Origin of the sequence: Microbacterium sp. WCS2018Hpa-9, from assembly GCF_031843745.1 — a bacterium.
GTDB lineage: Bacteria > Actinomycetota > Actinomycetes > Actinomycetales > Microbacteriaceae > Microbacterium.
Map to the genome: position 1 here is coordinate 117,956 of NZ_JAVTIY010000009.1, position 13,599 is coordinate 131,554.

The 13,599-nt window shown below is 68.5% G+C and carries 13 protein-coding genes; 6 read left to right on the plus strand and 7 right to left on the minus strand.

Features of this window, described 5'->3' with window-relative positions; genetic code table 11:
* Positions 1-2 precede the first annotated feature (2 nt).
* Together RQG82_RS17620 and RQG82_RS17625 are read right to left on the minus strand one after the other, a co-directional pair.
* Positions 3-527, minus strand: coding sequence for a GAF domain-containing protein (locus RQG82_RS17620; RefSeq protein WP_311260088.1), 525 nt, complete (start codon positions 525-527; stop codon positions 3-5).
* Positions 524-1,021: a metallophosphoesterase gene (locus tag RQG82_RS17625; protein WP_311260089.1), complete on the minus strand. Its 498-nt coding sequence runs from the start codon at positions 1,019-1,021 to the stop codon at positions 524-526. Before RQG82_RS17625 ends, RQG82_RS17620 begins: the two co-directional genes overlap by 4 nt.
* 149 nt (positions 1,022-1,170) lie before the next feature.
* On the opposite strand from RQG82_RS17625, the gene RQG82_RS17630 reads away from it, so the two are divergent.
* Positions 1,171-2,631 carry an MFS transporter gene (locus RQG82_RS17630; RefSeq protein WP_311260090.1) on the plus strand — a complete coding sequence of 487 codons (1,461 nt, stop codon included), beginning with the start codon at positions 1,171-1,173 and terminating at the stop codon, positions 2,629-2,631.
* Positions 2,632-2,692: 61 nt separating this feature from the next.
* Here the strand turns inward: RQG82_RS17630 and RQG82_RS17635 are convergent, their stop codons facing one another.
* The gene (locus RQG82_RS17635) at positions 2,693-3,724 is read right to left on the minus strand and encodes an LD-carboxypeptidase (protein ID WP_311260091.1); all 1,032 of its coding nucleotides are present in this window, start codon (positions 3,722-3,724) and stop codon (positions 2,693-2,695) included.
* Between the two features lie 94 nt (positions 3,725-3,818).
* Here RQG82_RS17635 and RQG82_RS17640 point away from each other — a divergent pair, with 94 nt between their 5' ends.
* A complete protein-coding gene (locus RQG82_RS17640) occupies positions 3,819-4,025 on the plus strand; it encodes an AsnC family protein (protein ID WP_311260092.1) in 207 nt (68 codons plus the stop codon).
* A gap of 77 nt (positions 4,026-4,102) precedes the next feature.
* Positions 4,103-5,986, plus strand: a complete 1,884-nt coding sequence (locus RQG82_RS17645; protein WP_311260093.1) for an ABC transporter ATP-binding protein — start codon at positions 4,103-4,105, stop codon at positions 5,984-5,986.
* A 150-nt stretch (positions 5,987-6,136) separates the two neighbouring features.
* Here the strand turns inward: RQG82_RS17645 and RQG82_RS17650 are convergent, their stop codons facing one another.
* The gene (locus tag RQG82_RS17650) at positions 6,137-7,999 is read right to left on the minus strand and encodes a phosphoenolpyruvate carboxykinase (GTP) (protein ID WP_311260094.1); all 1,863 of its coding nucleotides are present in this window, start codon (positions 7,997-7,999) and stop codon (positions 6,137-6,139) included.
* A gap of 109 nt (positions 8,000-8,108) precedes the next feature.
* On the opposite strand from RQG82_RS17650, the gene RQG82_RS17655 reads away from it, so the two are divergent.
* The gene (locus RQG82_RS17655; protein ID WP_311260095.1) at positions 8,109-9,551 is read left to right on the plus strand and encodes a helix-turn-helix domain-containing protein; all 1,443 of its coding nucleotides are present in this window, start codon (positions 8,109-8,111) and stop codon (positions 9,549-9,551) included.
* A 21-nt stretch (positions 9,552-9,572) separates the two neighbouring features.
* Here the strand turns inward: RQG82_RS17655 and RQG82_RS17660 are convergent, their stop codons facing one another.
* Both RQG82_RS17660 and RQG82_RS17665 read right to left on the minus strand, forming a co-directional pair.
* A complete protein-coding gene (locus RQG82_RS17660; protein ID WP_311260096.1) occupies positions 9,573-10,619 on the minus strand; it encodes a winged helix DNA-binding domain-containing protein in 1,047 nt (348 codons plus the stop codon).
* A 43-nt stretch (positions 10,620-10,662) separates the two neighbouring features.
* Entirely contained in the window at positions 10,663-12,111 is a 1,449-nt protein-coding gene (locus tag RQG82_RS17665) for a glyceraldehyde-3-phosphate dehydrogenase (RefSeq protein ID WP_311260097.1), read from the minus strand.
* 204 nt (positions 12,112-12,315) lie between these two features.
* Here RQG82_RS17665 and RQG82_RS17670 point away from each other — a divergent pair, with 204 nt between their 5' ends.
* Both RQG82_RS17670 and RQG82_RS17675 read left to right on the plus strand, forming a co-directional pair.
* Positions 12,316-12,687, plus strand: a complete 372-nt coding sequence (locus RQG82_RS17670; protein WP_311260098.1) for a multidrug efflux SMR transporter — start codon at positions 12,316-12,318, stop codon at positions 12,685-12,687.
* Positions 12,684-13,007, plus strand: coding sequence for an SMR family transporter (locus RQG82_RS17675; RefSeq protein WP_311260099.1), 324 nt, complete (start codon positions 12,684-12,686; stop codon positions 13,005-13,007). Before RQG82_RS17670 ends, RQG82_RS17675 begins: the two co-directional genes overlap by 4 nt.
* 46 nt (positions 13,008-13,053) lie before the next feature.
* On the opposite strand, the gene RQG82_RS17680 is transcribed toward RQG82_RS17675, so the two are convergent.
* Entirely contained in the window at positions 13,054-13,587 is a 534-nt protein-coding gene (locus tag RQG82_RS17680) for a hypothetical protein (protein WP_311260100.1), read from the minus strand.
* Positions 13,588-13,599 lie beyond the last annotated feature (12 nt).

The following is a 13,599-nucleotide window of genomic DNA, read 5'->3' on the forward strand; positions in this document are numbered from 1 at the left end:
CGTCACTTCCGGCCCCTGCGGGACTTCCAGACGGCTGCGGTGAGACGAGCGGCGTCGGCTCGGGTGATGCTCTGCCAGTTGCGGCCGCCGCGCGCGAAGGCCTCGTGCACGCCGGCCGGCACCGCGGCCGACTCGACCGGACGATCGAGCCAGTCACACGCGCGCACGTGCACGAGGTCGACATCTCGCGCCTCGGCTGAGGCGTCGTAGCGCCACGGTCCTGTGATCCGTCCCAGCCACAGGAAACCCTCGGCGTCGCGCGTCCAGACGAACACGCCCTCGGCGGCCGACACGAACCGCTCGAGTCGGCGTGCCATCCGTTCTCCGTAGACCGCGTCCACCGCGGCGAGCGCATCGGCGATCGAGCCCGGTGCGTCGTCGAGCCTGCCGCCCACCCCGCACACGCCGAGCGCCAGCGCCCGCTCGACGGCCGGCCCGTCGCTCACGTCGTCGTCGCGCGAGCGCATCGGAGCGCGGTGGACCGAGGGACCCTCGACGTCGTCGCCCGTGCGAGGCGCTGCGATCATGTGAGCGGCACCAGCGCGACGTCGATCCGCCGCTCATCGATGGTGACCGACATCATCGTGCACACCGGCTGGCGGCGGCGGTCGGTCGGTGAGCCAGGGTTGAGCAGACGCATCCCCGAGGGGGCGACGGTGTCCCACGGAATGTGCGAGTGCCCGAAGATCAGCAGATCGACGTCGGGGAAGGCCGCATCCATCCGCTCCTCGCGGCGCTGCTTCGCACCCGTCTCGTGCACCACAGCCACCTCGACCTGCTCGATCGTCAGCCGGGCGATCTCGGGCAGTCGCCCACGCAGCGCAGGGCCGTCGTTGTTGCCGTAGACACCGTGCAGCACCCGCGAGCGGGACTCGAGCAGATCCAGCGTCGCGACGTCGACCCAGTCGCCCGCGTGGATGACGATGTCGGCGTCGTCGACCGCCCGCAGCAGCGCCTCGGGAAGACGCTTCGCCCGCTTCGGCACATGGGTGTCGGCGATCAGCAGCAGTGTCGTCGTCACAGTTCTCCCCGCCTCCTCGGGCCTCGGCATCCGCCTCCGACTCTACGCACGCGGGTCCGGCGGACGTCACACGCACCCAGCAAACGCTCAGGAAGGCGTAGGATCTCCCGGTGCCTTGGTATACCAGGCCCACGGATCTAAGGAGCAGCATGAGTACGACCACAGCGCCCGCGAATCCGCGCTCGCGCGTCATCACGGCAAGCCTCGTCGGCACCACGATCGAGTTCTACGACTTCTACGCCTATGCGACAGCGGCCGTGCTCGTCTTCCCGGTGCTGTTCTTCCCCACGGGCAACGACACCACCTCACTGCTGTCGTCGTTCGCGGTCTTCGGAGCCGCGATGGTCGCCCGTCCGATCGGCGCGGTCGTGTTCGGCCACTTCGGCGACAAGTTCGGGCGCAAGGCCACGCTCGTCGCCTCTCTGCTCACGATGGGCATCGCGACGTTCATCATCGGGCTTCTGCCCACGTTCCAGCAGATCGGCTGGTGGGCAGCTCTGCTGCTGCTCATCCTGCGTCTCGCTCAGGGTTTCGCGCTCGGCGGCGAGTGGTCGGGAGCTGCGCTGGTCGCCACCGAGAACGCCCCCAAGGGCAAGCGCGCCTGGTACGGCACGTTCCCGCAGCTGGGAGCACCGCTCGGTTTCATCATCGCCAACTTCCTGTTCCTCGCCATCAACTGGCTGCTGCCGCACTCCGAGAACCCCGCGCTCAAGTCCGAGGCCTTCCTGTCGTGGGGCTGGCGCATCCCGTTCCTCTTCTCGGCCGTCATGGTCATCATCGGCCTGTGGGTGCGTCTCAAGCTCGTCGAGTCCGACACGTTCAAGAAGGCCGAGAAGAAGGGCGCGATCCGCAAGCTGCCCCTCGCGACCGTGTTCCGCCACCACTGGAAGCAGCTGATCCTCGGCACGTTCATCATGCTGGCGACCTATGTGCTCTTCTACCTGATGACGAACTTCACCCTCGCGTACGGCACCAAGCCGGCCACGCTCGAGACGGCATCCGCTGCCGCGCAGGCCGCTGCTGAAGCGACCGGCAAGGACTTCGATGCGTCGGCCTTCGCCGCACAGTTCTATCCGGGTCTCGGTTTCGCTTACACCGACTTCGTGCTCATGCAGATCGTCGGCGTCGTGTTCTTCGGAATCTTCACGCTGCTCTCCGGGCCGATCGCCGACTCGATCGGCCGTCGCAAGCTGCTGCTGTGGGTCACCGGGCTCATCATCGTGTTCGGCTTCACGTTCAACGCCTTCCTGCTTCCTGCGATGGACCCGAAGTTCACGGGTGCGCTCGCGCAGGCGTTCCTCGTGTTCGGGTTCATGCTCATGGGCGCGACGTTCGGTCCGATGGGCGCGCTGCTGCCGGAGTTGTTCCCCACGAACGTCCGCTACACGGGCTCCGCTATCTCGTACAACGTCTCGTCGATCCTCGGCGCCGCCGTGGCCCCGCTCATCGCCCTCTGGCTCTGGGAACTCGGCGACGGCGCCCCGTGGCTCGTCGGTCTCTACCTGTCGGCGATGGGCGTGCTGACGTTCATCGCTCTGCTCCTCTCGAAAGAGACGAAGGACAACGACTACGAATCCGACCTCGGAGTCGCGGCGTCCGTCGAACTCTGACATCTCGCCCCAGCCGAAGGGCGGCACCTCCTCGGGAGGTGCCGCCCTTCGTCGTATCGCCTCAGTAGGAGGCGTGGACGGAACGCGTCGAACCGTCGAGCACCATCGTCCCGCCGTAGGGAACGATCCACTGCGGCCGCGTGTGGCCGAACGGCACGCCCACGCAGACGACCGCATCGGGGTTGTACCTCGAGACCGTCTCGATCACGGCGTCGCGCTGCGCCGCGCGCAGCGCATCGGCCTCGGCCGGTGACGGCAGGAACTCGAAGTCACTCACCGGCGGACGCGCGACGACCACACCCGCGACGGCATCGAGGATGCCGCGCTCCCCCAGCCCGCGCATCCAGCGTGCCACCCAGCTCGCGGGCGGACGCTCCTCACTGGTCTCGAGCAGCAGGATGCCGCCGCGCAGATCGTATGTCGTGGGCAGCCGGTCTGCGAGCGCGAGCGCGTCGATACTCTCGAGGCACCCGCCCCACGTGCGCCCCTCGACGCGCGCAGCAGGACCCGACCAGGTCCACTCCTCGGTCGCGATCCGGTCACCGTATTCGGTGAGCGCGAGCGGGTCGGTCCAGCGCCGTCCGACGTCTTCGGATTCCCCCGGTTCGGTGATCTCGACGGTGCCGCCGTCGAGCAGCGCGGCGCGCAGCGAGCGCAGATGCACGTCGTCGACCGCCGGCCCAGGCCCGAGGTGCACTGCCGTGGAACCGCCGTAGTAGCCGCGGATGCCGAGGCTCCACAGCCAGTTGAGGATGTTGGTGTTGTCGCTGTAACCCAGGAACGGCTTGGGATCGGCCTGAGCGCGTGCGGCGTCGAGGTGCGGCACCACCAGGATCTGATCGTCGCCGCCGATCGTCGCGAGGATCGCGCGGATGCCGGGGTCGGCGAAGGCCGCGTTGACGTCGGCGGCCCGGGCTTCGGGACTCGCATCGAGCTGCCGAGTGGTCGGATACTCGACCGGGAGCAGTCCCGTCAGCTGCTCGAGCCGTCGGAGAGCCTGCTCGTGGATCTCCGGGGCGACCGCAGGAGCGGCGAAGGCGGGTGACAGGACGGCGACGCGGTCGCCGGGTACTGGTTTCGATGCAGACAGCATCGGCCCAGTCTCGCATCGGACGCGCCTCACGTGTGCGTCAACATGGGTTGACATCTCCCGTGCCGTCAACAATGATTGACGCAGGAGGCTCAAGATGACCATCAAGACCGCGATCAGACAGGACGACGGCGGCGAGCCGCTGTCAGAACTCCACCGCCTCGCCGCCCTGCGCACCGAGCTCGCCCGCGCCGAAGAGACCCAGGTGCGGCGAGCGCGCAACCTCGGGTACTCGTGGCAGGCGATCGCAAGCTCTCTCGGCGTCTCGAAGCAGGCGGCGCACCGCCGATTCGGCAGGCACTGAAACGCATACAGCCCATCCACAGAATCCGTCCTCGCACGAAGTACGGTCGAACTACCCCTTTCAGAACGAGGTTCCGCATGTCCAGCACGGCGACATCACGCCGACGCGGACGCGGCGCGCAGCACGACGGTCCGCGCGCCACCTTCCGCCAGCTCCTCCCCTTCCTCTTCGAGCACAAGCGCACACTCATCGTCGTCGCGGTGCTCAGCGTCTTCGGGGCGGCCACGTCACTCGCCCAACCACTGCTGGTGGGGCAGCTCATCGAAGCCGTGCAGTCCGATCAGGGACTCGGCATCCTGGTCTGGATCCTCGTCGGTCTCGTGATCGTGTCGTCGATCATCTCGGGCTACCAGCACTACCTGCTGCAGCGCACCGGCACCGCAGTCGTGTACTCCAGCAGACGCAAGCTGATCTCGCGCATCCTGCACCTGCCGATCAGCGAGTTCGACGCCCGCCGCACCGGCGACCTGGTGTCGCGTGTCGGCACCGACACCACGCTGCTCTACGCCGTGCTCACGCAGGGACTCGCGGACGCCGTCGGCAGCGCGATCCTCTTCCTCGGCGCGCTCATCGCGATGCTCGTGATCGACCCCGTGCTGCTGCTGCTCATCGTCGTCGTGATCGGCGCCTCGGTCGTCGTCGTCACCGCGCTCAGCGGTCGCATCCGCACCGCATCCACCGCCCAGCAGGAGAAGGTCGGCGAGCTCGCCTCGGGTGTCGAGCGCGCCGTCGGCTCGATCCGCACCGTGCGCGCCTCCGGGGCGACCGAGCGCGAGACCGAGACGGTGTCGGCCCTCGCCTCCGAGGCCTACGGCATCGGCGTGCGCATCGCCAAGATCTCGTCGCTCGTGGTTCCCATCGCGGGCGTGGCACTCCAGGTCTCGCTGCTCGTCGTGCTCGGCGTCGGCGGCCTCAGGGTCGCGGCCGGCACCATCACGATCGCGTCGCTGATCACGTTCATCCTGTTCCTGTTCATGCTCGTGATGCCGCTCGCGACCACGTTCGGAGCGATCACCTCGGTGAACCAGGCGCTCGGCGCCCTCGGCCGCATCCAGGAGGTGCTGAACCTTCCGATCGAGACCCAGCACGATGCCGAGATCGCCGCGTCCGTCCCGCGCGACGCCGCCGACCCCCTCGCCCCCGCGATCGAGTTCCGTGACGTGCGCTTCCGCTACCCCGAGAACGTGGTCGCCGCACGACTGGCCGCCGCGAAGGAGGCGCAGACGCTTCTCGCCGATGCGCACCTCGAGCCGACCGATGACTCGAGCGCCCCGGCGGAGCGCGAGGTCCTGCGCGGCGTCTCGTTCTCCGTGCCCCGCGGTGCGCGCGTCGCGCTCGTCGGCCCCAGCGGTGCCGGCAAGAGCACGATCCTCTCCCTCGTCGAGCGGTTCTACGACCCGACGGGCGGATCGATCCGTCTCTACGGCCACGACTCGCGCACCTATCCGCGCGACGAGCTGCGCGCGCAGTTCGGATACGTCGAGCAGGATGCCCCCACGCTCGCCGGAACTCTCGGCGACAACCTGCGTCTCGCCTCGCCGAACGCATCGGATGACGCCTGCGAGCAGGTGCTGCGCGCCGTGAACCTCGGCGATGTGCTCGCGCGCGACCCGCTCGGGCTCGAGGCCCCCGTCGGGGAGGACGGCGTGATGCTCTCGGGCGGAGAGCGTCAGCGCCTGGCGATCGCCCGCGCCCTGCTCACCGATGCGCCGATCCTGCTGCTCGACGAATCGACGTCATCTCTCGACGGCGTGAACGAACAGCGCATGCGCGAGGCCATCGACGCGGTGTCGACCGATCGCACGCTCATCGTCATCGCCCACCGGCTGTCGACCGTCGTCGACAGCGATGTCATCGTGGTGCTGCAGGACGGCGCCGTGGTCGGTCAGGGCACTCATGCCGAGCTGATCGAGTCGACGCCGCTCTACCGCGATCTGGCGCGGCACCAACTGCTCGCCTGAACAGCGTCACCTGTCGCAGGACATGCGCGAAGGCGGGATGTCAGAGACCACTCAGCCATGGGTTCGCCTCAGCCATCCCGCCTTCGCGGTCTGGGGGTAGGGGGATCTGGGGAATAGAGCGCCGGCTCCCCCGAACCGGCGCCCGGTCTGTCAGGCCTTGTCGAGGCGGTAGCGCAGCGAGGCGAGCTCGGCGCGCAGCGCGGCCGGCACCTTGTCTCCGAAGGTGTCGTAGAACTCCTCGGTGAGGTCGGCCTCGGTCTTCCAGGCCTCGGTGTCGATCGAGAACAGCTCCTCGAGGTCGGCCTCCGGCACGTCGATGCCGTCGAGGTTGAGGTCCTCGACCAGCGGCAGGCGGCCGATCGGGCTGTCCACGGTCGACACCTCACCTGCGACGCGACGGATGATCCAGTCGACGACACGCGAGTTGTCGCCGAATCCGGGCCACAGGAAGCGGCCGTCCGAGCCGCGACGGAACCAGTTGACCTGGAAGATGCGGGGCGCGCGGTCGAACCGCAGACCTCGTCCGACCTTCAGCCAGTGGCCGAAGTAGTCGGCCATGTTGTAGCCGCAGAACGGCAGCATCGCGAACGGATCGCGGCGCAGCTCGCCGACCGTGCCCTCGGCCGCAGCCGTGCGCTCAGACGAGATGTTGGATCCGAGGAACACGCCGTGGGTCCAGTCCGTGGCCTCGACCACGAGCGGCACGTTGGTCGCACGGCGTCCGCCGAAGAGGATGACGTCGAGCGGCACCGCCTCTTCCCAGTCCTCCGAGATCTGCGGGCACTGGGCCGCCGAGACCGTGAAGCGCGAGTTGGGGTGCGCGGCGGGGCGACCGGAGTCGGGCGTCCATGCGTTGCCCTCCCAGTCGGTGAGGTGAGCGGGAGCCTGATCGGTGAGGCCCTCCCACCACACGTCCCCGTCGGGGCGCAGCGCGACGTTCGTGAAGATCGTGTTGCCCCAGAGCGTCTCGACGGCTGTGACATTGGTCGACTCGCCGGTGCCGGGTGCGACGCCGAAGAAGCCCGCCTCGGGGTTGATCGCCCAGAGGCGACCGTCTTCGCCGGGACGGATCCACGCGATGTCGTCGCCGAGGGTCTCGACGCGCCACCCTGGAATGGTGGGGCGCAGCATGGCGAGGTTCGTCTTGCCGCACGCCGACGGGAACGCCGCAGCCACGTGGTAGGCCTTGCCCGCCGGATCGATCACGCGGATGAGCAGCATGTGCTCGGCGAGCCAGCCCTCGTCGCGGGCGATGACCGAGGCGATGCGCAGCGCGAAGCATTTCTTGGCGAGGATCGCGTTGCCGCCGTAGCCGGAGCCGAACGAGTAGACCTCGAGCGTCTCGGGGAAGTGAACGATGTACTTGTCGTCGTTGCAGGGCCACTCGACATCGGGCTCTCCCGCGGCGAGCGGTGCACCGACCGAGTGCACGGTCTTGACCCAGGGCGCGCCCTCGGCGATCCGGCGGGTGACCGCATCGCCGACGCGGGTCATGATGCCGATGGATGCCACGGCGTACGCGCTGTCGGTGACCTGGACGCCGATGTGCGAGAGAGGCCCGCCGACGGGGCCCATCGAGAAGGGCACGACGAACATCGTGCGGCCTCGCATCGAGCCCTCGAAGATCTCGGTCATCTTCTCGCGCATCTGCGCAGGAGGCGCCCAGTTGTTGGTCGGACCCGCATCCTCCTCGTTCTCCGACGAGATGTAGGTGCGGCCCTCGGTGCGCGCGACGTCGCTGGGGTGCGAGCGGGCGAGGTACGAGCCGGGACGCCACTCGGGATTGAGCTTGATCAGCTTGCCCTCGTCGACGAGCCCTCGCAGCAGCCAGTCGTTCTCGGCACGCGAGCCGTCGACCCAGTGGATCGACGCCGGCTGCGTGAGAGCGGCGATCTCGTCGACCCAGGTCGCGAGCTCTGCCATCGCAGGGGTGTCATACGTCGGAGCCGTCCCGAAGGTGCGCACAGGTGCGACAGATGATGCTCGGGGGGTGAAGACTTCGGCGATCGCCATGACTACTCCTTTGAAGTGAGGGGCGTTTGTTCCATCTTCTTCTGGTTGCCACCCGGCTTTCGGCCATTTGATGCGATAAGAATCGAAGTTCTTTAGCTAGTATCAAGGAATGGCTCCTTCCGGCATCCACCTCGCGACTCTCGGCCACCGCATCAGGCATCACCGCCTCGAGAGGGGCTTCACGCTCGATGAGCTGGGCGCGCTCGTCGGCGTCGCGGGCTCGCAGCTGAGCCTGATCGAGAACGGCAAGCGCGAACCGAAGCTCTCGCTGCTGCAGGCCATCGCGCTGGCCACGGGCACCGAGGTCACCGATCTCATCTCCGGCGAGCCGCCCAACCGACGCGCCGCGCTCGAGATCGAACTCGAACGTGCACAGGAGAGCCCGGTGTTCCGGCAGCTCGGCATCGCCCCGGTGCGCGTCACGAAGGGCATGAGCGACGAGACCATCGAGTCGCTGCTGGGCCTGCACCGAGAACTGCAGCGCCGGGAGCGTGAGGCGATCGCGACCCCCGAAGAGGCCAGGCGGGCGAACACCGAGCTGCGCCTGCGGATGCGCGAGCAGAACAACTACCTCGCAGACATCGAGCGGCTCGCCGAGAAGCAGCTGCGATCGGCCGGTCACGTGCAGGGAGCGCTCACGCACCGCACGGTGAGCATCATGGCCGAGAAGCTCGGCTTCGAGCTGATCTACGTCAACGACCTGCCGCACTCGACACGCTCGGTCACCGACCTCGAGAACGGACGCATCTACCTGCCACCGGCGTCGATCCCCGGAGGCCACGGCCTGCGATCCATGGCGCTGCAGGCCATGGCGCACCGCCTGCTCGGCCACACGCCACCGACCGACTACGCCGATTTTCTGCAGCAGCGACTCGAGATCAACTACTTCGCCGCCTCGTGCCTGATGCCCGAGACAGCCTCGGTCGCGTTCCTGCAGCAGGCGAAGAAAGATCGCAACCTCGCGGTCGAGGACTTCCGCGATGCGTTCGGCGTGACCCATGAAGCCGCCGGGATGCGCATGACGAACCTGCTCACGCAGCACCTGGGGATGTCACTGCACTTCCTCCGGGTCGATGCCACCGGCGCGATCACGCGGGTCTACGAGAACGACGACCTGCCCCTGCCGATGGATGTCACGGGGGCCGTCGAGGGCCAGCGAGTGTGTCGCAAGTTCCAGGCGCGGGCGGCATTCACCCAGCAGAACCGCACGAACGAGCACCACCAGTACACCGACACGCCCTCCGGCACGTTCTGGTGCTCGACGCAGACCGGCGCCTCGACCGACGGCGAGTTCTCGATCACGGTGGGCGTGCCCTTCGATGACGCGCGCTGGTGGCGCGGACGCGAGACCGCCGACCGCGCGGTCTCGAGCTGCCCCGACGAGGCATGCTGCCGCCGCCCCTCGGCCGACCTCACCGACCGGTGGAACGGAAAGGCCTGGCCGAGCGCCCGTGTGCACACGCACATGTTCTCGCCGCTGCCCCGTGGTGCGTTCCCCGGAGTGGACGACAACGAGGTCTACAACTTCCTCGGGCGTCACGCGAGCGAGTGACCTGAGCCGCAGCAGACCGGATCAGCCGTCGAGGAAGCGCGTGAACCGCTCGAGAGCGCTGCGCACCGCCCCGTCGTCGGCATCCTGCACGAAGAGCTCGGGAGCTGAGCCGAGCGAGGCGCTCGCGTGCGTCCAGCATCCGATCACCCGACCGTCGGCGACGATGGTCGCTCGCACCATGCCGTTCTTCCCGGGTCCGACCGTCGCGAGATGCTCGGGGGCGCACACCGCCGTGCGGTCGGCATACGAGATGTAGTACTCGTCGAAGGCCCCGAGAGCGAGCACGGCGGCGGCAGATGACGAGCGCCGTGGACGATCGACGCCGACGAATATGCCCTGCTCGATCTCGGCCACCCTTCCCGCCGCGCGATCGAGAGCCTCACGTGATCGACCGAGCGTGAGACCCGACCACCAGGCGAAGTCGGCCACTGCCGCAGGGCCGTGTCCGTCGATGAAGCGGACGAACAGCTCGGCGAGCGGATCGGGCGGAGCCGCGTGCTCACGGATGTGCTGCTCGACGAGCACGAAGCGCTGCTCGCGCGCGATGCCCTCCCGCGCCGCGACCGGCCCCTGACAGATCAGTCCGTCGAGGGTGAGCACGTTGAGCAGATGGATGCCCCGCTGGCCGCCGGGGTCGACTCCGATGCCCGTGAACACCTCGAACATCTCGGCGCGTGTGAGTCCGCCGTCACGAAGCCGCGGCATCACCGCACGCGTGACTGCCGCGACCATCTCGTCGTCTATGGCGAGTTCGCGCTTCCTCGTGGCCCCCTGCCGGTGCTGCCGATCGCCGGTCACCGACAGCACCCAGCGCAGATCGCGGGCCGGGACGATGTGCAGGGTTCCGCGCATCGTCCACGCCCGCACCAGGTCTCCCCTGTCGAAGGCGCGATCGACCTGGCGCAGCGTGGGCTCGTTGCGCGTGCGCGCGGCGAGAGCCCAGCGCCCCGCGGTGAAGTCCTGACTCTGCACCGCGAGCATGTGTGCCGCAGCGTCGGTCACCGAGCGCGCGGGAGCCGTGAGTCGATGCGAGCGCAGACGCTCGGACAGCAGGGATGCGGACTTCATGCCCTCATCATGCCCGGTGCGACCGACACGGCACTCGACTCACTCAGCCGCGCAGGGTGACCTCACGGCGCTCGGGGAGCACGATCGGATGCGAGCCGGCCATGACCTCGAGCACGCGGATCACCTGGCATGAGTATCCGTACTCGTTGTCGTACCAGACGTACAGCACGACGTCACGATCGTTCGCGATGGTCGCGAGGCCGTCGACGATGCCCGCGCGGTGCGAGCCGACGAAGTCGGTGGAGACGACCTCCGGGCTCTCGACGTAGTCGATCTGCTGGCGCAGCTTCGAGTGCAGCGAGACGCGACGCAGGTAGTCGTTCAGCTCGTCCCTCACCGCGGGCCGCTCGAGGCTCAGGTGCAGCACGGCCAGCGATACATCGGGCGTAGGAACGCGGATCGACGAGCCGGTGAGCTTGCCCTCGAGCTCGGGCAGCGCCCGAGCCACGGCCTTCGCCGCGCCCGTCTCGGTGATCACCATGTTCAGCACGGCCGAGCGGCCTCGTCGATCGCCGCTGTGGAAGTTGTCGATCAGGTTCTGGTCGTTGGTGAACGAGTGCACGGTCTCGACGTGGCCGCGCACGATGCCGTAGGCCTCGTCGATCGCCTTCAGCACAGGGGTGATGGCGTTGGTGGTGCACGAGGCGGCCGTGATGATGCGATCGCCGGGCTCGATGGTGCCGTCGTTGATGCCGTGCACGATGTTCTTCAGCGCACCCTTGCCCGGGGCGGTGAGCAGCACGCGTGCGACGCCCGTGGATTCGAGATGGCGGCTGAGACCCGCCTCGTCGCGCCAGCGGCCGGTGTTGTCGACGACGATCGCATCGTGGATGTCGTAGGCCGTGTAGTCGATCGTCGAGGGGTCATCGGAGTAGATGACCTGGATGCGGGTGCCGTTCGCGATGATCTGGTCGGCGTCCTCGTCGACCGTGACGGAGCCCGCGAAGCGGCCGTGCACCGAGTCGCGCAGCAGCAGCGACGCGCGCTTGACGAGGTCGTTCTCCGAGCCTCGGCGCACGACGATCGCCCGCAGCCGCAGACCGCTGCCACCGCCGTTGTGCGCGACGAGGATGCGGGCGAGCAGCCGCCCGATGCGTCCGAAGCCGTAGAGCACGACATCCGTGGGGGCTGCGGCGACCGCGCCGACCGCGGGTGCGAGGGCTTCGGTCAGATAGGCGTCGAGAGGCTGGTCGCTGTCGGCATGGCCTGCGGCGAGCCGAGCGAGGTCGAGTGACGATGCGCCGGGAGCGAGTTCGTGAACACCTTCGAGCACAGCGAGGGTCTCATCGACCGCGAGCCGTTCGTGCCCGAGCTGGGCCACTCTGTCGTGCACCTCGACGATGCCGGTGGCTGACAGCCCGAGCAGTCGGTGGCCGTGGAGCGATGTGACCACGTCGCGTTCCCGCTTGAGTGCGCCGATGAGCGGGATCATCCGCTCGGCCAGCTCTTCTCTCGCCGTCCAGTCGTCATGGGGTGCGGCGGTTACGTTCATCTGCGTCCTTGCATGTGTGAGCGCGCCGAGGTCGCCGGCGCGCGAGATTGCCGGGTGAGCTTCGGGGGATGCCTCCAGGGTACGCGCCGCGTGGCGGGGTTCCGAAATCGCGGCTTCCCGTCCGGCGTTCACCTGCACGACAGGGAATCGTGCGAGCATCCGACGCGTTGTCCCCCGGGCATGCACCGCATCGAAAGGCTCCAGATGACCGACCCCTCCCGCCCGTCGGCGTGGCCACCGCTGCTGATCGCCATCGTCCTCGAGGTGACGGCCACACTGTCGCTGCGCGCGGCCGAGGGCTTCACCCATCCGCTGTGGCTCGTCCCCGTGGTGATCGGCTACACCGGCTCGCTCTGGCTGCTGTCGATCGTGCTCGATCGAGGGATGCCGGTGGGCGTGGCATACGGCATCTGGGCGGCGATCGGCGTCGTGCTCACCGCCGTGATGGGCACGGTGCTGTTCGATGAGCTGCTCGGGCCGGTGCAGATCGTCGGCATCGGCGCGATCGTGCTCGGCGTTCTGCTCGTCGAGCTCGGGTCGCATAAGCGCGAGACGCCCGCGGAGATCGGAGCATGACCTGGCTGCTCCTCGCCCTTGCGATCGCGAGCGAGGTCACCGCGACCCTCAGCCTGCGCGCGTCCGAAGGCCTCCGTCGCCGGAGGTGGATCCCCGTGATCGTCGTCGGCTACCTCGCCGCCTTCACCCTGCTCGGAGCGATCCTCGCCATGGGCATGCCCGTGGGCGTCGCCTACGGGGTATGGTCAGCGGCCGGCGTCGCGATCACGGCGATCCTCGGCCGCGTGATCTTCAAGGACCACTTCTCGGTGCTGATGGCGATCGGCGTCGCCCTGATCGCTCTGGGGGTTCTGCTGATCGAATTCGGCGGAGCGCACTGACGGTGCACCGTGCGGGGACGAGCAGTCCGCGAACACCGCTACGGTGTCAGAACCCCACGCCCATGACCGCGACGCTGCCCGCCATGGCCCACGATTCGACCGCGAGCAGGCGGGCAGTCCTCGAGTGTGGACTCCGCGCGCGCAGCCACTCGGCAGCCACGGTCCAGAGCACCACTCCGATGACCCCGGCTGTCACGAGCACCGACAGCAGTCCGTCGAGCCCATGCCCGCCGTGGCTGCCAGCCCCGACCGCTGGCGTCTCGTCCGTCGACGCGCTCTCGAACGCACACACGGCCATGACGACAGACACGAGCGCTCGGTGACAGCACGACGCAGCTGACGGAGTGCCGCGCACACCGACGGTGCCGAGCATCGCCGAGAGCAGCAGCACGACGCCGAGAACCAGACCGGTCGTCGCGTCGCCATCGGTGACGGCGGCCACGACCATCGCTGCCGCCATGATCAGCGACGTCTGCGCGCCCTGCCACGGCACCGCGCGCCCTGCGCCCACGCAGGCGATCGCCGAGACGACGGCGGCCAGAGCCGTCAGCCACGATGCTGCGGGGAGGAGGTGATCCACGCACGCATTATA

Excerpts from the sequence above, each read along its gene's own strand:
- RQG82_RS17665 (WP_311260097.1), bottom strand. The coding sequence starts at position 12,111 with ATGAACGTAACCGCCGCACCCCATGACGACTGGACGGCGAGAGAAGAG.
- RQG82_RS17645 (WP_311260093.1), top strand. The coding sequence starts at position 4,103 with ATGTCCAGCACGGCGACATCACGCCGACGCGGACGCGGCGCGCAGCAC.
- RQG82_RS17640 (WP_311260092.1), top strand. The coding sequence starts at position 3,819 with ATGACCATCAAGACCGCGATCAGACAGGACGACGGCGGCGAGCCGCTG.
- RQG82_RS17650 (WP_311260094.1), bottom strand. The coding sequence starts at position 7,999 with ATGGCGATCGCCGAAGTCTTCACCCCCCGAGCATCATCTGTCGCACCT.
- RQG82_RS17635 (WP_311260091.1), bottom strand. The coding sequence starts at position 3,724 with ATGCTGTCTGCATCGAAACCAGTACCCGGCGACCGCGTCGCCGTCCTG.
- RQG82_RS17660 (WP_311260096.1), bottom strand. The coding sequence starts at position 10,619 with ATGAAGTCCGCATCCCTGCTGTCCGAGCGTCTGCGCTCGCATCGACTC.
- RQG82_RS17655 (WP_311260095.1), top strand. The coding sequence starts at position 8,109 with ATGGCTCCTTCCGGCATCCACCTCGCGACTCTCGGCCACCGCATCAGG.
- RQG82_RS17620 (WP_311260088.1), bottom strand. The coding sequence starts at position 527 with ATGATCGCAGCGCCTCGCACGGGCGACGACGTCGAGGGTCCCTCGGTC.
- RQG82_RS17675 (WP_311260099.1), top strand. The coding sequence starts at position 12,684 with ATGACCTGGCTGCTCCTCGCCCTTGCGATCGCGAGCGAGGTCACCGCG.
- RQG82_RS17630 (WP_311260090.1), top strand. The coding sequence starts at position 1,171 with ATGAGTACGACCACAGCGCCCGCGAATCCGCGCTCGCGCGTCATCACG.
- RQG82_RS17670 (WP_311260098.1), top strand. The coding sequence starts at position 12,316 with ATGACCGACCCCTCCCGCCCGTCGGCGTGGCCACCGCTGCTGATCGCC.